Below are 19,010 nucleotides of genomic sequence, written 5' to 3' on the forward strand. Positions count from 1 at the left end.
TATTTTTCATTCTTTGTTTCTTTTTCAAACATGGTATATTTCATGAATTTCTCCATGCCATGTTCCTCGCAATAAAGATAATTATTATAGGAACCATATCCGGCGTCCGCAACCGGGTATTTCGGATAATGATTATAGATACGGTTGAATTTTTCCATAAGCGGCACAAAGCATTCCATGTCAGAGGCATAGGGTTTCACATCAACCACTGCTATGTATTCATCACATATCGCAACCTGTAGGTTGTATGCTGGCAAAAGCTGGTCATTTCCCATATAATCCCGTTTGATTCTCATGAAAGTAGCATCGTGATCAGTTTTAGAATAGCTGTTTCTTTTCTCTCCACATACTTCGATATGCTTTGCATATGATTTTAGACGTTCCAAATAATCTTGCATTTCCTGATATTGACGCTGTTCCATACTTTTTCGATGTCCGATTCCCGATACAAACTTTGTAATATCCAGAGCAGTTGCAGTTTTATAGCTTTCGAGTAATTCTGTGACATAATCAATTGCGTATTCATTTCGTTTCTCCAGTTTTATTCCCAGATAGTTTAGTACACTTGTGTTCATGGAATCAATCAATACAGAAAGCTTTTCGAAAACCTTATCACGGTTTCGAAGGCATGATTTTTTCCATACCCAGGTGTAACGGTTAGCATTTGCTTCTATTTTTGTTCCATCGATGTAAGTATGCTCCAGATCCACATGATCCTTTTCAAAAATGTAACTGTTTACGTCGATAAAAATCTGTTCTATAGAATCCGTTAGTTCATTGCGTATAAGATTGCCAAAAGTTGCAAAAGAAGGCGCCTTCATATCATCAAGAAGATACATATATCGTATATCATTCCTACAGAGTTTTTCTATTTCACGCAGAGAACTAATTCCGTGTTCCATGAAAGCAAAGAGTGTAACTTTAAGGAGTTTCTGTTCATCACATCTTGGGCGACCTGTTTTGTATCCTTTCTCTACAAAATATTTTGATAGGTCGATGTGATCCATCACCTCACAGAAAGTGTATACTGGATCAGAAATATCAATTAATTTTTCGATATCCAATGGTAATTTCAGCTGGCGTGGAGTATAATTATCATTGGTATTGTTAGTTAGTCGCATAATTAATTATACCAAAAAATCGCTGTAGTCTCACGACTTCAGCGATTTTTCTTTTAGGGGAGTTTTTTTACAGCCCCTTTTAAATTATATCTGTTGTTTATTGAATTGTTGTAGTATATAATATTGTTACAGTTTGACCATACAGAGCCTCAAAATCATAGCTGAACTGTAACATAATATTTATTATATTTACCATGAAAGGGGAATTGTATGAAGCATATTAAAAGACTGATCATATCGCTGTTATTCATTGTTACATTAAATTGTGTGCCAATATCCTCACCGATAGCTAATTATGATCAGATAGAAGCAGCTTCTATAAAATTAAATAAAACAAAAATTACTTTATATGTAGGAAAAACTGATACACTCAAAGTGAATACTACAAATAGTAAAGTAACTTGGAAATCAAGTAATGGGAAGGTTGCGAAGGTATCTTCCCAAGGAGTTGTTACAGGTATAAAAAGCGGAACTGCTAAAATAACAGCTACCATTGGTTCCAGACAGATCTACTGTAATGTTACGGTGAAAGATAAAAAATTAACTGCAGAAAAAGTTTATGAGCAATGTGTAGCGGCAACGGTTCAGATAAATACCAGTGATGGATTGGGAACCGGTTTTTTTATAGATCAAGGTAAGATAGTAACAAACTACCATGTAATTGCTGGTGCTTCCAATATTAATGTGCAGACATTAAGTGGTAAAATTTATGAAAAGGTAACTATATTAGGCTATGATGAAGCTCTTGATATAGCTGTTTTAAAGATTTCATCAAAGAATAAGGTATTAAAGTTAAACAGCCACGGAATTAAAGTTGGTGAAACAGTTTATACGATTGGAAGTTCTAAAGGGTTTTCCAATACATTTACCAATGGGATCATTGCAAGTATAAATCGAAAAATTGAAAATGTAAATTACATACAAACCAATGCGGCATTATCTTCCGGAAATAGTGGAGGACCTCTTTTAAATTCTTACGGTGAAGTGATAGGAATTAACTCCATGCAGTATCAGGATGGACAGAATCTGAATTTTGCTATTAATATCAACCAGATTAATAAAGTAAGCACAAAGAAATCATTAACAGAAATTGAATTCTGGAAGAAATCTATCTCAGAATATAGTAATTTATTTGTGATGGAAGATGAATCATTAAGCTCCAAGATTAGTACCAGTCAGGAATTTGGTTTTGAAAATAAAGTATATGGGACTATGAAGCCGGATGAAACAGATTACTATAAATTCACCTTATCAATAACAAGAGAGATAGGATTTGCAGGTCTACCACTTACCATTAAAGAAGGAGATCAGAAGAATATATCTTTCAATATAGTAGATCATAATGGGGAACCAATTTCTGGGTATACTATGGAATATGACGATTATTATATGGGATACTATGGTAGCGTATCTTTGCCGGCTGGAACCTATTATATCATGGTAAAATCTAATGATAAATATAAAGATTATGAAATACCATATGGTCTTTTAATCTACATGTTTGATGATGAAGTAGGAGTAGGATAAAGTGGAACTTAATTCAGGTGTGGTTTTTACCACATCTGAATCTAATTATTTTTTAAAGGAGTCTTAAAATGCAGGATAGAGAAAGTTTTTTGGAAACGCTGGATGAACTGGTAAATCTGGCTGAAACCAATAATAGAACGATTACCATGGATGAAATTAAAAAGGCATTCAAAGATGCTGATCTGGGAGAAGATAAGTTTGAACCTATTTATGCTTATCTTGCTGAGAATAAAATCACAATAAAAAATTATATTCCAATGCAGGAGAAAAATACAAATGTGGAAGAGGAATCTAAAGAGGAATCTGCCGAATCTGCATACCTTCAGATGTATCTTGATGACCTTGATGCAATCCCGGAATGTGATGCCAGTGAACTGGGGAATCTTTATGAGAAGATAAAGTTGGGCGAAGAAGCAGCGAAAACAAGAATGATAGAAGGAAGTCTAAAATTTGTGGTATCTATTTCCAAAGAATACCGTGGAAAAGGAATGATTATTGGAGATTTGATCCAAGAGGGAAATATGGGATTAATGAATGCTGTAGCCACTTTAGTTGAGAATGACTGGAGTAATGTGAAGGAATATCTTGAAAAAGAGATCCGTGGATCTATAGAAAATGCTATTATGGAACAAAACAGTGAAGCTAATGTCACACAGGAAGCATTGATCAAAGTAAACCGACTTAGTAAAGCAGCAAAGGAACTGGAAGATGAACTGGGAAGAATTCCTGATATTTTGGAAATGGCAAAATATATGAATGTCACCAAAGAAGAAATAGAAGATATTATACGTTTATCAAAGGATGTCCTAAAGGCAGATCATCATCATTAAGCTTATAAGAATGGCTTATCTCATTATTAGAGATAAGCCATTTTTTATGCTTCCTGATGCTTAATTGAACCAATTAAACAAACCGTTATTTTTTTTATTTCCGTCATTGGAATTACCATTGGAATTCTCATTTGAATTGCCATTGGAATTACCAGTCTGACCAGCGCTAGGATCTGGTATTGTACCATCATCTCCCGGATCTGTTACGGTACCGTCATTATTGTTATCATCATCGGTATCATTGCCCCAATGATCATCAATAATAAATGATTTGTGTATGTTACATATAGAATCTTCCAATCCCTTTGGTAAAAGGTTAGGAGTATCGGCTGTTTTTGCAGTTTCTTCTTTAATTAGATAAACAATATCTTTTACCTGGCTCTTAGGGCAATATTCAGTAGCCAGTTTATGGGATTCTGTACATACACTTAATTTCACATGGATATCACATTTTTCTTTTGGAGCAGTTCCTTTGGCAAAATACTCCGTACGTACGGTAGAACCACCTTGTGCATGGTCACATACACCATCTACAGCGAGTTTACCGGATTTGGTACATATCTTAGCTGAAACAACAGAATTTGGCATCTTAAAGGATTTAACTTTTAAATCTCCATTAACCTTTTCCATAATTGTCCGCCATAAATCTTTTGTATAGCTTGTATTTGAAAGGCTGCCATTATTATCGTATCCAGACCAGATAGATGCAGTATAATATGGAGTATATCCTGAAAACCAAGAGTCGTTATCATTAGTAGTTGTACCAGTTTTACCAGCAACAGGCATACTCGTATTTGTTAAACGAAGTCTTGTACCGGTACCTCTTTTTACAACATCCTCCATGGCGCTTGTAAGTAACCATGCGGTAGATTCCTTTATTACCTGACGTGTCTCAGGTTTATTCTCCAGTAAAACTTTACCATCGTGGTCTACAATTTTAGTATAAAAAGTTGGTTCAATATATGCTCCATTATTAGCTATTGCTGCAAATGCCGCAGTTAATTCCAGATTAGTGATACCATCTGTTAAGCCACCAAGAGCCATAGGCAGATTGATATCGGATAATACACGTCCGGATTCATCAGTACGACTATCAACAATAGTTGTAAAACCTAATTTTAATAAATAATCATATGCAATCTGAGGAGTCACCTGTTCTAATGTCTTTACTGTAACAATATTCATGGAATGTACGATGGCATCTCTTAAGGTACTAAGTCCTTTATAGCCGCTATAGTAATTATTTACTTTTGTGCCGTTTGGATATTGATAAGGAGCATCATCCTGGACATTTGCTAAAGTCATTCCAGCACTATCTAAGGCTGGTAAAAATGTGGATATTACCTTAAATGTAGAACCAGGTTGTCTCACAGTGGAAGAAGCACGGTTTAGGGTCCGGCTTGCTTTTTTCTCACCACGGCCGCCTACAATAGCTTTTACCTGACCGTTTTTTTGATCCATTAAAACAAAAGATATCTGAGGCTGTATGGAGAAAGAAATATTTTCGCCTGTAATTATATCACCATCTTCAATTACAGATGCCTTAAATTGTTCAATATATTTATCCGCATCTTTCTTATCCGCAAAAAGAAGAGAAAAATTAGGATTTCCTTTTGAAACATAATTTTTTATGTGACCGGCAGAATAATTATTAGTCGTACCATCTTTTTTCTCTATGGATAATTGATAATTAAGTTCCCATTTTGAATTATCAGGATAAAAATCATCATTGGAAAGTGTTTCATCACAGATATTCTGAAGTTTTGAATCCTGGGTCGTATAAATACTTAAACCACCACGATATATTGCATTATTCGCCTGGGCCTGGGTATAACCTTTCTTTTCTTGAAGATCCTTCACTACCTGATTGATCATTTCATCTACAAAATAGGAATATACAGATGATTCTCCAAGTTCCTTATTAACTGTTTGAATACGTTCATAAACATTGTCTTCCATAGCTTCATCATACTCAGTTTGTGAAATATAACCTTGATTTTTCATATTTCCTAATATGGCAATTCTTCTGTCCGAATTGTTTTCAGGATATGAGATCGGGTTATTATATGCAGGATTCTGAGTAATAGCAGCAATTACAGCCGCTTCGGAGATTGTCAATTTACTTACATCTTTATCAAAATAACGATTGGATGCTGCTTGTACACCTAATGTATTCTGTCCTAAGTTAATAGTGTTTAAATAATATTCAAGAATTTGTTTCTTACTAAGTTTTTCTTCTAATTGAATTGCCAGAAATTGTTCCTGAAGTTTACGCTCGAATTTTTCAACAAAGTCATCTTCATTACCACCTTCAAAAACCTGATTTTTAAGTAATTGCTGGGTTAATGTACTGGCACCTTGACTGAATCTGCCATTGGAGACACCTAAAAAGATTACTCTGACAATACCTTGAACATCAATTCCATTATGTTTCCAGAAACGTTCATCTTCAATTGCAATGAAAGCATTTTGGACATGCTCTGGAATCTGGCCAATCTCAGCATAGATTCTATTTGCATCAGATCCAACTAATTTAGTTAGTTCATTCCCATCTTGATCATATATAGTAGTGGAAAAGCCAGTTGGCGCAACACTGATGGAGTCAATGCTTGGTGCACTATCAATGATTCCCCGAAGGATTCCATACCCAGCAAAACTTCCAACGATTGCAATAACAAGTAAGCAGATCAGAAAAGTACGAAAGAAAGAAACGCCTATTTTTGTAACCAGCTTCTTAGACGTAGATCTAATTTGCTTTTGCTTGTCAACTGTTCCTTTTTTACTAAAGTTCATAATAAACCTCCTTTACCCATCTTATTATATCAAAAATATGCAGTTAAATAAAGTTTTATATTTTAGGGCAAGAAAATTATTCTTGTATACATTGTGACAGAATATGTGCAATTTTCCTTTTTCTTTTCAGAAATCGGTGTCTATTTTAAAGAGTTATAGTATAAATTTGAAATTGCTATCGAAATTTGCGATATTTTTTGCTTTTCGAATGAATATTATCCTTGTATAATTCAAAAGTATAGAAGGTATGGAATGGGAGGATTCAAAATGAGTAAGTTATATTTAGAAGGTACAAAAAATTTAAAGCTTGAAAATGAGAATGAAATCGAACTATCATATTATCTGATGGAATGTAGAAAAAAAGATAATCAGGAAACTCTATACGGTATTCAAATCCAGAAAAAAGATGGGGAAAAAGTGGAGATTGAGAACTCAGGGTGTATTTCTTATTCAAAAGAATTTGTGTTGCAGATGATACATAAAATGATGGAGGGTACAGTAACACCCATAACTATGTTATATATTATAGATGATATCATGACTGAAAAGTTATGCAGTTAGTATAATCTAATCAAAAGAGAGGAAACAGGAAGCTTTCCGCTTCCCCAAATACATGACCTCGAAGACCAATTATATGGTCTTCGAGGTTGCTTCTTGAAGATCAAAAACAATAACTTCTTTCTCTACGATTGTAAAATATACTTTTCCCTGATTTGTAATTTGTTCTTTGCCATTCGTTACTGTAGTCCATTTTTTAATAAAAGCTGTTAACTTATTGTCTGGGACAAGTAATGTAACATGGACCATATCAGCATAGTCAGTATCAAGGATATATAATTCCATCTGGGATGATATATATTGCAACTTTCCTATTTCATTATAATTTGTGCAGATAAGAAGCTTATTGCCCAGCATTTTATTAACAATTAAAGCATGGGTCAATCCTTCCTTAACAGCACCCTGATAGGCCCTGATAAGCCCGCCGGTCCCAAGCAATGTTCCACCAAAATATCTGGTAACTACAACTACTATATTATGAATATCTTCACCAAGTAAGATATCCAACATAGGTTTACCAGCGGTGCCGCTAGGTTCTCCATCATCACTGCAGCGTGTTAATTCATGATTCATTCCTATTGTATATGCAAAGCAGTTATGAGTCGCATTCCAATGATTTTTTTTAATCTTTTCTATAAAAATATTTGCATCTTCTTCGGAATCTACAGGTCCAATAGATGCTATAAATCTGGATTTTTTCTCTGAAATTTCACTTTCACTACCTTGATAAATTACTTTATATTCTTCTTTCATAAAAAACTCCTTAGAATATTTAGTTTAACATCCTAATCTGTCATAATAATATAATAACGATAAATAATTTCACTTGCTTGCAAGGGTGAAATTATAACGGGATCATAAATATGTTTTTTATTTATGATATAACAGATATAAATAAAAGTCAAAAATATATATTGTTGCTAATATTGAAGAACACCAATCCCTATAGTATACTTATCCTGCTTAAACTAATTTACAGTGTTTTAAGGAAAGGTGCAATATTTTGATTAATCAACTGGAGGAAATAATATGGAATTGTTAGAATGCATTAAAGAAAGAAGAAGTGTCAGGAAATTTAAATTGGACAAAGTGTCAAATGAAACGCTGGCAGAAATTGCCGAAGCTGCAAAATATGCTCCGTCATGGAAGAATACTCAGGTTACAAGATATTATGCAATTTCTGGGGAAGAAATGAAGAATAAAATTGTTGAATGTGTACCCGATTTTAATAAAGAAGCAACCAGCACAGCCCCGGTGGTTATGGTATCTACTGTTATAAAAATGCGTTCAGGTTATAACCGGGAAGGTGAAACGGATACTCCAAAGGGAAAAGGATGGCAGATGTATGATTGTGGATTATCTAATATGCTTTTTTGTCTAAAAGCAAAAGAACTAGGTCTTGGAACTGTAATTATGGGCTATTATGATGAAGAAAAAGTTTCTCAGGCAATAGGGGTTCCTGAGACCGAAGAAGTTATCTCAATAATCGCCCTAGGTTATCCGGACGAAGAACCAGTCATGCCAAAGAGAAAGGGTGCAGAAGTAATTTTAAATATAGTAGATTAATTTATTATTAATTATTTAAACTGATTATTTTGTATGTCATAGCTATAATTTATACTTTTTAAGGTATTTTCAAGATCTTCTTGATTAATACCATTCGTTTTACAAAAGTCCTCAAGATTCTCGTAGAAATCTCGTAATTGTGTATTAACATAGCTTAATAATATAACGGGATCTTTTGGTAATAACATAAGATGTCTCCTTATTTTTTATTTTTAACTCATTGTATCATAAGGGTAAGAAGAAGAAAAGTACGTTCGATAAGGAAAAGAATGTTTACCAAAAATGGGAAAGATTGAGGAAAAAGTATGAAGCATCAATTTGTTAAAAGCAGTTTAACCGCTTTTCTATCACTTATCATTGCATTTACTCCGATTACTGCAATAGAAGCATCCTCTGAGGCAAATTTTAATGAGGATAATGAATATGAGACTACGAAAGAAGCAGCCAGTGAGAAAGCAAATGAGTTGGTAAAAAACTATGGTTATACAAGTGTGCAGTATGCTCTTATTGACGATGGAGAAATTAAGATATCAGGCCAGACCGGAGTTTATAGTAAATCAGAGAATAATCAATTAACCAAAGAGCATATGTATGGAATTGGTTCTATTAGCAAGATATTCACGACCGTGGCGGTATTAAGGCTGGTAGAAGAGGGGAAAGTGGATCTGGACACCCCTTTAGTAGAATATATTAAAGATTTTAAAATGAACGACCCCAGATATGTACAGATAACGGTACGAATGCTGCTCAATCATTCTTCGGGTCTTATGGGAAGTACATTTAACAATACAGTTCTGATTGGGGACAATGATACATCTGCTCATGATAAATTATTAGAACAATTACAAGGTCAGAGATTGAAAGCAGATCCAGGGACCTTTTCTGTTTATTGTAATGATGGCTTCAGTCTTGCTGAAATATTGATCGAGCGGGTAAGCGGCTTGAGTTTTACTCAGTATATCAGGAGTTACTTTACAATAACACTTAATATGAATAATACAAAAACTCCTAAAGATGTATTTTCCCTGGAGCAGTTAGCCAAGGTGTATTATCCGGGGTTTGCAAAACCAGTGAAAGCAGATAGCTATAATGCTATTGGTGCCGGCGGAATTTATTCAACGGCAGAGGACGTATGCAGATTTTCACAAATTTTTATGAAAAATTCTAAGAATATTCTCACTGATAAATCCAAGAAAGCAATGGAAGAGAGGGAATATTTAAAAGGAATCTGGCCGGAGGAAGGGGATACGACAACTGCCTATGGTCTTGGATGGGATTGTGTAAATATGTATCCCTTTAATCAATATGGGATAAAAGCCCTTTTGAAAAATGGGGATACGTTATTATATCATAGCAGCCTTATCGTATTGCCGGAATACAATATAGCGGCTACTGTCTTATCTTCAGAAGGGGATAGTACATATAATCAGATCATCGGTCAGGAGATCCTGCTTAGTGCCTTAAAAGAGAAGGGGATAATAAAAGAGATCAAGAAGGATCGTTTTTTTTATAAACCCATTGCAGAAGCGATTCCAGAGGCTATGAAAAAATATGAAGGTTTATATGGAACAATGGATGGATTACTTATGGTCAAGTTTGATGAAGATGATAATCTCATCCTAAGTAACACTTCCCATCCTGGCTTTCTTGCAGAGAAATATACTTATACAAAAGATGGATTATTCGTGATTTCCTGGGGGTATGATTACGAAGGGCTAAAATTTGTGAAAGAAGAGAATGGAAATATCTATATTCAAAAGCAGCAATACCACTATATACCTGAATTAGGTCAAACTGCAGAAATTTCTTATATGGCACAGAAATTACCATGGAATGTGATTGGAGACGAACTCCAAAATAAATGGAATGAACGAAAGAATCAGAAATATTTCCTGGTAAATGAGAAATATACATCCCAATCTTATATGGCATCCTCTGTTATATTAAAACTTAACATAGTAGAAGATATTCCAGGTTATTTTGGTAATACTGTTATTCTGGATGATAATATAAGCAAAAGTATATTAGAAATTCCCGTGGCCTATGGCAGGGATTCAAGTGATTATAGTTTTATGGAAATAGACGGAAAAGATTATCTTAAGACCGGAAGCTATTTATATTTGGCAGAGGATGATATTCCCACTCTATCAAATTCTCAAACTATATTTTCGATTGACGAAGATGGTCATGGGAAATGGTATAAAATTGATAAGAACCTAGCAGATAAGAAAATACATGTAAAAATTTCTGGGCAAGGAGCATTTGCAGTGTATAATAGCAATGGTATATGTATTAACTATTCGTATCTGGATGGTAAAGATGAGATTACATTACCCTATGGTTCTTATATTGTATTTACGGGTAATAGCGGCACTTTATTTCAGCTATCCATCATATAAAATTATTATGTAGAATTTTATATGAAAAGGTGCTATCATATAGTTTGAATTTTATTATTATAACTATATAAACAGGAGATTTGGTAAAAATGAATATCATTATAGTTGGAGATGGCAAAGTTGGTTATACAATCGCAGGCTATCTCACGAAAGAGGATCATAACATTACTATCATTGATAAGAATGAAGAAGCGCTTCGCAAGGCAGATGATACATTAGATGTTATGTGTGTGAAAGGCAATGGTGCCAGAGCCAGTATATTAATTGAAGCGGGAATTGAGGAAGCAGATTTAGTTATTGCAGCAACTTCAAGAGATGAGCTGAATATGCTTACTTGTTTTATGGCGAAAAAAGTAGCTGAAAATGTAAAAACAATTGCAAGAATACGGGATCCGGAATATTATGAAGAATTTACAACCCTAAGACATCAAATGGGGGTTGATATGGTTATCAATCCAGAATTCACTGCAGCCCAAGAGATTGCTAATATACTTCAATTTCCTTCTGCAATGAATATAGAGATATTCTTTGGGGGAAAAGAAAGACTGGTTGAATTTAAAGTAATGGAAGGAGATCTGTTAGTAGGTGCCAAATTATCAAAAATAAGCAGCAAAATCCCTCAAAATATGTTATTTGTAGCAGTGGAGAGAGGTGGAGAGGCATATATTCCTAACGGAGATTTTGAATTCCGGGTAAATGACAGAGTTTATATTATGGGGCAGATAACTGGAATCACCAATTTATTTAAAATGTTAGGAAGATATGTGGAAAAGATCAATACGGTATTAATGATTGGCGGAGGCAGAACTTCTTATTATCTGACTAAGATCATATCAAGACTTGGAATGTCAGTGAAAATTATCGAAATAGATTCTAAGAAATGCCTGCATTTAGCTGACACTGTTGAAGAAGCTATTATCATAGAAGGAGATGGTACGAATCAGGATGTATTAGATTCAGAAAACCTTGAAGAAATTGATGCATTTATTGCAATGACAGGCAGGGATGAAGAAAATCTGATTACAGCCATGTATGCGGTTGAAAAGGGAGTGGATAAGGTAATTGCAATGACTACCCGAATGAATCTTCCAAATGTGATAAATAAGTTAGGTTTAGACAGTATTATAGATCCTAAGATAATTACTGCAAGTTATATTACCGGATATGTCAGAGGAATGCAGAATACAAAAGGAAGCATTGTGGAAGCTTTATATAAGATCATGGATGGAAAAGTAGAAGTAATCAGTTTTATTGCCAATGAAACTACCAGCTTTTTAAATATTCCTATTAAGAATTTGTCACTTAAGAAAGAACTTGTAATTGCTTGTATTTTACATAGGAGTGTTGTTACAATTCCTCATGGTAATGAGAGTATTACAGTTGGTGATAAAGTCTTAGTCGTTACTAAGAATCATCATATTATTAAAGATTTAAATGATATCTTAGAATAGGGGAATTGACATGAATTATAGATTAGTGGCAAATATACTTGGTAAGGTATTTGTTTTAGAAGCTGCGTTGATGATCCCTTCTGTCATAGTTTCACTTATCTATGGAGAAGGAGATTTATCTTCTTTCTTAATAACAATGGCTATATTAGTAGCACTCGGTGGTTTATTTTTATTGATAAAACCAAAGAAGAAAAAATTGCTTGCAAGAGATGGTATGATGATTGTATCATTGGCCTGGGTATCTCTCGCTTTATTTGGTGGCTTACCTTTTTTTATTCATGGTGCAATACCATCTTATATAGACTGTATATTTGAGAGTGTTTCAGGTTTTACAACAACTGGTTCCAGTATTCTGACTGATGTGGAAGTAATGCCAAAAGGTTTATTATTCTGGAGAAGTTTTACCCATTGGTTTGGGGGTATGGGCGTATTAGTTTTCTTCCTTGCTTTATTACCATCTATGAGCGGAAGTACACTACATATATTACGTGCAGAATCACCGGGGCCAACTCCCGGGAAGTTAGTACCAAAAATAAGGGATACTTCTAAAATCCTCTATGGGATTTATTTTGTTCTGACGGTAATTTGTACGCTGTGTCTTATATTTGCCGGCATGCCGGTATATGATTCCATCGTACATGCTCTTGGAACCGCCGGTACAGGTGGATTTGGAATCAAGAATAATAGTATGGCATATTATAACAGCCCATTGATTTATAATATACTTTCTGTTTTTATGATAATCTTTGGTGTGAACTTTACTATTTATTTTTACGCCATAAAGCGTAATTTTACAGATATTAAAAAAAATACAGAACTAAAATTATTTCTGGTCATAGTCATTGGAGCAGTAGCTATTATTACCTTTAATACCCGTAGTATGTTTGAATCTTATTGGGAATCGTTCTATCAGGCCTTTTTCCAGGTATCATCCCTGATTTCAACGACTGGTTACACTACTTATGATTATAATATGTGGCCGCTTCTTAGTAAGATGATATTAATTGCAGTAATGTTTACCGGAAGCTGTGCCGGGTCTACTGCAGGTGGATTAAAACAGATTCGTATTGCCATTATGTTAAAAGCAATAAGAAGAATGGTGAAAAAGTTAATCCATCCAAGATCGGTAATACCGATTAAAGCAGATGGAAAAAATGTGGATGAGGATCAAGTAAGCAGCATTGGATTATTTTGCTTTGCATATTTTCTGATTTTTGGAATTGCCATCATCCTTGTATCTTTTGATAACCATGATTTTGAAACTACATTTACAGCAGTTCTGACTGCTATAAGTAATGTAGGACCTGCTTTTGGAGAAGCAGGCCCACTTGGCAATTTTGCTTTTTTCTCAGACTTTAGTAAAATAGTACTGTCTCTTTGTATGTTAATTGGACGACTTGAGATATTTCCAGTACTACTTATGCTAAATGTTAATTCCTGGAAAAAAGCTTAATCAATTAATAAACCACTGTGATAAGATAAATTACCTATTTCATTTAATATTTGAGATAGATCTGTGCACGTATACTCAAATCTGTTTTGACTATCCTTTCTATAGTGTAGCAAGGAGTCAACCAGATTAAGGAGTATCGTGCATTTTTTATATGCATTTTCCATTAAATTTAAAAAGGAGTCATTTCTTGAAATACTTACTTCCCATGGAGAATGCCAGATATTATGAGAAAGATTGAGGGCATCCAGAGTGTCCGTATGAACGTTATCAGGGATTAGACTAGAAAGCAAATTATATTTAAAAAAGCGGTTCTCTAATTGTTCTACGTAATGCTTCCGGTTATGTGCAAGCCCGGATAAAATTTTAGACTCAATTTGAAGAAATCGGATTGATCTGGATATAAAACCCGGTTTTAGCTTAATATAGCCGGAATAAGTTTTATTGATACATGTGGCTAACAATGGAGTAATTATCTTCTTTGTAGATTGATCGAGATAAATCGTATTCTCTTTAAGAAACTGAGGATGTTTTTTATGAGTATATCTATCCAGAAGGATACTGTCTATTAATGTTTCAAAACTTCTATGATGAGCACTATAAATATTTTTTCCATTATCTTTATTTTTCACTGGCAAAGGATTGTAATTTGTTCTTGCATAAATATATGGATGGCATATGGTATCAAGACAATAGTGGCATAAGAATCCAGAAATATATGCATAGGCAGCGTCTAACATATGCTCCTGATAATGATTTATTTCATTAAAATAGTTCTTAAAAAAAGTGTTCGTATTCACCTCATGCATAATCTTTCCAAGTGAATGTTCCGGATTTTTAATAACATTTGGAAGATAATAAAAGAATATGTCCGGACCTTGAAGTCCTAATTTATATGCAGATATATTATTGGCTATAATATCCTTTATATATTTAGAGTTCAATTTTTTATATGTTAAGATACCAAATATATGATGAGTTGTAAATCCTGGCATATTTTTTGTCTCCTTTCAAACTATGAATGTATCCAGATATTATTTATAGTTTCTGTAAGAAAGACTTTATTATCCTGTGAACCGGAAAGTAATATTGGTAATTGTTTCAATACAATAATCATGTTAGAATGAATGAGATGAAGCTTAATTCAGATGTGGTCTGAGCTACATCTGAATTTCAGCACCAGAAATACAGATAAAAAGATTCCTTCATTGGAGGTAATAAAATGGATTTATTTGAATATATGAGAAATAATACAATGGAGAAAGAATCTCCATTGGCTTCAAGACTTAGACCAAGATCCCTTGATGAGGTCGTTGGGCAAACCCATATCATCGGAAAAGACAAATTGCTATATAGAGCTATTAAGGCAGATAAGATCAGTTCAATCATCTTTTATGGACCTCCTGGAACAGGAAAGACCACATTGGCTAAAGTAATTGCAGCTACAACAAGTGCAGAATTCAAGCAGATAAATGCCACATCTGCAGGGAAAAAAGATATGGAAGAGGTAGTAAATGAAGCAAAGAACAGCCTTGGAATGTACGGTAAAAAAACCATTTTATTTATAGATGAAATTCATCGTTTTAATAAAGGGCAGCAGGATTATCTCCTTCCATTCGTGGAGGATGGAACTATTATATTGATCGGAGCAACTACAGAAAATCCCTACTTTGAAGTTAATGGCGCGTTAATATCAAGATCGATCATATTTGAATTAAAACCTCTTGAGAAAGATGATATTAAAACATTAATTTGCCGGGCTCTAACGGATGAAGAAAGAGGACTTGGTATCTATCATGCAGTCATTGAGGACGATGCTCTTGAATTTTTATCAGATATTTCAGGCGGAGATGCAAGATCAGCTTTAAATGCAATTGAGCTAGGCGTTTTAACTACTGAAAAAGCAGAAGATGGAAAGATTCATATTACACTGGATGTTGCCAGTGAATGTATTCAGAAAAGAGTAGTTCGATATGATAAGACAGGTGATAACCATTATGATACCATATCGGCATTCATTAAAAGTATGAGGGGATCTGATCCAGATGCTGCAATCTACTACCTTGCTAAGATGCTATATGCAGGAGAAGATATTAAGTTTATTTCCAGAAGAATTATGATCTGTGCTGCGGAGGATGTATCCAATGCAGATCCCAATGCATTGGTAGTCGCCACTTCTGCAACGATGGCAGTTGAGAGAATCGGAATGCCTGAAGCAAGAATCATATTAGCCCAGGCAGCAGCCTATGTAGCCTGTGCGCCAAAAAGTAATTCTGCCATTTGTGCTATTGATGAAGCCTATAATATAATAAAGAATCAGAAAACACCTCCGGTTCCGGCCCATCTAATGGATGCTCATTATAAAGGAGCTTCTCAATTAGGACATGGAATTGGTTATAAGTATGCCCATAATTATAAAAATCATTATGTGAATCAACAGTATCTTCCGGATGAATTAAAGGATAGAGTTTTCTACCAGCCTTCAGAGAATGGGTATGAAAAACAGATTCAGGAGTATTTTAAGAAGATCAAAATGGAGGCAGAAAATTAATAAGAAAAGTCAGACTGGAGAAGGTTATGTTTTTGGATTTGCTAAGGAAGAGAAAAGAGACATTAGAACAACAAATTAATGTATTAGATAATATGGGTATTCGTCTCAATGCTGGAATTACCATTAATGAGATTCTGCAAATTTTTGACCGAAAGGAAATTGAGAGCAAACCTTATATACTTCTGCTAATGGCTATGGGTGGCGAGATGGAATGTTCAAAGAATCAATGGCTGCCATTATCCAATGATATTTGGCATTTTGATACGGAATGTATTGAAGACAATGGAGCATATATAGAAATAGTGAAAAGGCTTTCAAAAATGACCAAAGAATTCTTAAAATTGGATGATATAAATGATTTTGTTGATGTTGAGAATAACATAGCATGGGTGTCTTTTGAATATAATGAACAAGCTTATAAATGGGATTTGAAAGTTGATAATGATTGGTTTGATATGACTTTAATACAAAAACTTAATGGGCTGATTACACAGTCAGAATATGATAAGAAGTTTACAGTTGCAGTTTTAGATCAATCATGTTTGATAGGCTTTTTTAATGCTGAGACTATGGAAAAGCTGAATAACTTATGTAAACTTGAATTTAAAACTTTATTATAATTTAGTTCCACTTCTAAAGTGGGAGTGTTACAGCTAAATAGCAATCAGATAAATAGGGGAATGATATTAATGAATAAGGATATATTAAATGATTTGGTATTGTCAGTAAAAAAGCAAAAACTTAATGTATTAAATGTTATTGTCAGACAAGATGGCAATATTATTGGAAGGCATGATTTTATAGAAGATAAGCCAAATCCTTTATGGTCGGTCAGCAAAACTTTTACATCAATGGCAGTGGGGATTGCTATTAATGAGGGCTATATTAAATTGGAAGATTCCATTGCAGGTTTTTTCACTGGTGTATCGTATTCAGACATTAGTGAATTACATAGAAAGATAACGATACATGATTTGCTTTGTATGGGTTCCGGGCATAAAGAATGTCCAGTAATTAAGGCTGACTGGGAGAGTAAGAAGGATTGGGATATTTCCCGATTATTCTTTGAGGAGCCAATTATTTATGAACCAGGAACTCATTTTACCTATGATAATTCTGCAACTTATATGCTTTCAAAAATTATAAGTATCACTACAGGTATTAATTTAGATGACTATTTATATGAAAAGATATTTAAGTATTTGGATATATCCAAGCCTTTATGGGATACATGCCCCAAAAACATTCCACAAGGATTTGCCGGCTTGCATTTAACTGCAATGGATTTATCCAAATTTGGACAATTAATTCTTGATAAGGGGATTTACAAAGATAAGCAGCAGCTGATTCCTGCGAAATATATAGAACAGGCAACCAGGGTACAAATAGAAACGGATGATTTTAATCCATACTTTGCTACGGCAGACCATCATCAGGGCTATGGGTATCAAATATGGATGAATTCATATCCTAATTCTTATCGTATGGATGGATTGTATGGTCAATATGTGGTAATGATACCAGATAAGAATGCAATAGTAACTTATGTTTCAAATGAACAGCATAATATGACAGGCGTTCTTGAACTTACATGGAATACATTAATAGATAAATTGTAATTTAGCTGCTAGTTATCAGATCAATAATTGGTTTTATAAAGATAGATTGTTAGTAATAAGAATTGTTATTTAAGATTAATGTCAAAGGTGGTAAATGAAGGGAAAAATAATGATATTTTAGGACATCATTGTCTGTTTATCACTGAAGAATCTATTATTGAAAAAAGTGAAAATAGTGAAAGTAAGTATAATATTATAGAAAAAGTGGCAGAAACAGAAAAACACTTATTTATTTACGTAAATACGGTATCAGCCTATATCATTCCTAAGAAATATCTTAGCGTTGAAGAAAAGAATGAGTTATTAAAAATCACAAATAACTTAATAGGATAATAGAAAACTACTTGTGATGGAATATATTATAAATAAATATAGTCAATAAAAACTCAGATAAGATTTTGAGGCATAACCCCAAGTCTATCTGAGTTTTTCAATACTTCCAAAGGGGAAAATGCTTACCTAAGTTGAAAGTGTATAAGTTTAAAAACTATTTTTTATTCTCGTCTTCGTTATTTTTCTTAAAAGTCTTATAAATCATCTGGTAGATATAAAACATAATTGGAAGTACCATAGTGGCAAAGAGGGATGCTTTAAATAAACCAGCGGTAGCAGGAGTACTTGTAATAGCAGCGATTAATGTGACAATGTATAATCCAACTAAAAATACGATCATTAAAATTGCGAGAGTCTGTTTTGTTTTCTTCATTATATTTCAACCTTTCTATCTTATCCAATAATTCATTATAGCTTGAACAACTTTTTCTTGCAACTTAAAATATAATAGGCGTAATTCCGTTATAATTGTGCAGTTATCACAATTATGATATAATCAAAATAATGAGCCAAGCGCGAAGCATTTGGCGAAGCTGAAAGAAGGGAGCTATTAGTATGGGTGAATTATCAAAATTACCGAACATTGGAGAAAGATTGGAAGAACAATTATTAGAAATAGGAATTGAATCTTATGACAAATTGAAGGAAACGGGAAGTAGACAAGCCTGGCTAAAGATCAAAGAAATTGATGATTCTGCTTGTATTAACAGGCTCTGTGCTTTGGAAGGTGCAATACAGGGAATAAGATGGCATGATTTATCAGAAGGGGATAAAATAAATTTAAGAGATTTTTACAAGGCAATGAAGTAGAT

Annotated in this window: 18 protein-coding genes; 12 read left to right on the forward strand and 6 right to left on the reverse strand. The window is 33.8% G+C overall.

Features of this window, described 5'->3' with window-relative positions; translation table 11 throughout:
- Positions 1–1,121: transposase (locus EDD66_RS02885; RefSeq protein WP_123608061.1), on the reverse strand; the 1,121-nt coding region annotated here is incomplete at its 3' end.
- A gap of 210 nt (positions 1,122–1,331) precedes the next feature.
- Between EDD66_RS02885 and EDD66_RS02890 the strand changes: the two genes are divergently transcribed.
- Positions 1,332–2,648, forward strand: a complete 1,317-nt coding sequence (locus tag EDD66_RS02890; RefSeq protein WP_123608062.1) for a trypsin-like peptidase domain-containing protein — start codon at positions 1,332–1,334, stop codon at positions 2,646–2,648.
- A gap of 68 nt (positions 2,649–2,716) precedes the next feature.
- Entirely contained in the window at positions 2,717–3,478 is a 762-nt protein-coding gene (locus tag EDD66_RS02895) for a sigma-70 domain-containing protein (protein ID WP_123608063.1), read from the forward strand.
- 60 nt (positions 3,479–3,538) lie between these two features.
- On the opposite strand, the gene EDD66_RS02900 is transcribed toward EDD66_RS02895, so the two are convergent.
- Positions 3,539–6,271: a PBP1A family penicillin-binding protein gene (locus tag EDD66_RS02900; protein ID WP_123608064.1), complete on the reverse strand. Its 2,733-nt coding sequence runs from the start codon at positions 6,269–6,271 to the stop codon at positions 3,539–3,541.
- A 267-nt stretch (positions 6,272–6,538) separates the two neighbouring features.
- Between EDD66_RS02900 and EDD66_RS02905 the strand changes: the two genes are divergently transcribed.
- Positions 6,539–6,832, forward strand: a complete 294-nt coding sequence (locus EDD66_RS02905; RefSeq protein ID WP_123608065.1) for a DUF6514 family protein — start codon at positions 6,539–6,541, stop codon at positions 6,830–6,832.
- A gap of 69 nt (positions 6,833–6,901) precedes the next feature.
- On the opposite strand, the gene EDD66_RS02910 is transcribed toward EDD66_RS02905, so the two are convergent.
- Entirely contained in the window at positions 6,902–7,582 is a 681-nt protein-coding gene (locus EDD66_RS02910; RefSeq protein WP_123608066.1) for a YigZ family protein, read from the reverse strand.
- Positions 7,583–7,858: 276 nt separating this feature from the next.
- Here EDD66_RS02910 and EDD66_RS02915 point away from each other — a divergent pair, with 276 nt between their 5' ends.
- Positions 7,859–8,395, forward strand: a complete 537-nt coding sequence (locus EDD66_RS02915) for a nitroreductase family protein (RefSeq protein WP_123608067.1) — start codon at positions 7,859–7,861, stop codon at positions 8,393–8,395.
- A gap of 11 nt (positions 8,396–8,406) precedes the next feature.
- Here the strand turns inward: EDD66_RS02915 and EDD66_RS02920 are convergent, their stop codons facing one another.
- Positions 8,407–8,583 carry a DUF4250 domain-containing protein gene (locus EDD66_RS02920; protein WP_123608068.1) on the reverse strand — a complete coding sequence of 59 codons (177 nt, stop codon included), beginning with the start codon at positions 8,581–8,583 and terminating at the stop codon, positions 8,407–8,409.
- A 117-nt stretch (positions 8,584–8,700) separates the two neighbouring features.
- On the opposite strand from EDD66_RS02920, the gene EDD66_RS02925 reads away from it, so the two are divergent.
- The 3 genes from EDD66_RS02925 to EDD66_RS02935 all read left to right on the forward strand — a co-directional run bounded on the left by EDD66_RS02925 (position 8,701) and on the right by EDD66_RS02935 (position 13,698).
- Entirely contained in the window at positions 8,701–10,794 is a 2,094-nt protein-coding gene (locus EDD66_RS02925) for a serine hydrolase domain-containing protein (protein WP_123608069.1), read from the forward strand.
- Positions 10,795–10,883: 89 nt separating this feature from the next.
- Entirely contained in the window at positions 10,884–12,245 is a 1,362-nt protein-coding gene (gene trkA, locus EDD66_RS02930) for a Trk system potassium transporter TrkA (protein WP_123608070.1), read from the forward strand.
- A gap of 10 nt (positions 12,246–12,255) precedes the next feature.
- On the forward strand, positions 12,256–13,698 hold the full coding sequence (locus tag EDD66_RS02935; RefSeq protein WP_123608071.1) for a TrkH family potassium uptake protein: 1,443 nt from the start codon (positions 12,256–12,258) through the stop codon (positions 13,696–13,698).
- Here EDD66_RS02935 and EDD66_RS02940 read toward each other — a convergent pair.
- Positions 13,695–14,690 (reverse strand): zinc dependent phospholipase C family protein, encoded by a 996-nt coding sequence (locus EDD66_RS02940; RefSeq protein WP_123608072.1) that lies wholly within the window; start codon positions 14,688–14,690, stop codon positions 13,695–13,697. The genes EDD66_RS02935 and EDD66_RS02940 overlap by 4 nt on opposite strands.
- 227 nt (positions 14,691–14,917) lie before the next feature.
- Between EDD66_RS02940 and EDD66_RS02945 the strand changes: the two genes are divergently transcribed.
- The 4 genes from EDD66_RS02945 (at position 14,918) to EDD66_RS02960 (ending at position 18,198) form a co-directional block, all read left to right on the forward strand.
- Positions 14,918–16,246, forward strand: coding sequence for a replication-associated recombination protein A (locus EDD66_RS02945; RefSeq protein WP_123608073.1), 1,329 nt, complete (start codon positions 14,918–14,920; stop codon positions 16,244–16,246).
- A gap of 26 nt (positions 16,247–16,272) precedes the next feature.
- Positions 16,273–16,866, forward strand: a complete 594-nt coding sequence (locus EDD66_RS02950) for a hypothetical protein (protein WP_123608074.1) — start codon at positions 16,273–16,275, stop codon at positions 16,864–16,866.
- Between the two features lie 69 nt (positions 16,867–16,935).
- Positions 16,936–17,865 (forward strand): serine hydrolase domain-containing protein, encoded by a 930-nt coding sequence (locus tag EDD66_RS02955; RefSeq protein ID WP_123608075.1) that lies wholly within the window; start codon positions 16,936–16,938, stop codon positions 17,863–17,865.
- Positions 17,866–17,943: 78 nt separating this feature from the next.
- A complete protein-coding gene (locus EDD66_RS02960) occupies positions 17,944–18,198 on the forward strand; it encodes a YcxB family protein (protein WP_123608076.1) in 255 nt (84 codons plus the stop codon).
- Positions 18,199–18,352: 154 nt separating this feature from the next.
- Here EDD66_RS02960 and EDD66_RS02965 read toward each other — a convergent pair whose 3' ends face one another.
- Positions 18,353–18,571, reverse strand: a complete 219-nt coding sequence (locus EDD66_RS02965; protein ID WP_123608077.1) for a hypothetical protein — start codon at positions 18,569–18,571, stop codon at positions 18,353–18,355.
- A 182-nt stretch (positions 18,572–18,753) separates the two neighbouring features.
- On the opposite strand from EDD66_RS02965, the gene EDD66_RS02970 reads away from it, so the two are divergent.
- Entirely contained in the window at positions 18,754–19,008 is a 255-nt protein-coding gene (locus EDD66_RS02970; RefSeq protein WP_123608078.1) for a TfoX/Sxy family protein, read from the forward strand.
- Positions 19,009–19,010: the final 2 nt, after the last annotated feature.

It is taken from the genome of Mobilisporobacter senegalensis, from assembly GCF_003752155.1.
Taxonomy (GTDB): Bacteria; Bacillota; Clostridia; order Lachnospirales; family Lachnospiraceae; genus Mobilisporobacter; species Mobilisporobacter senegalensis.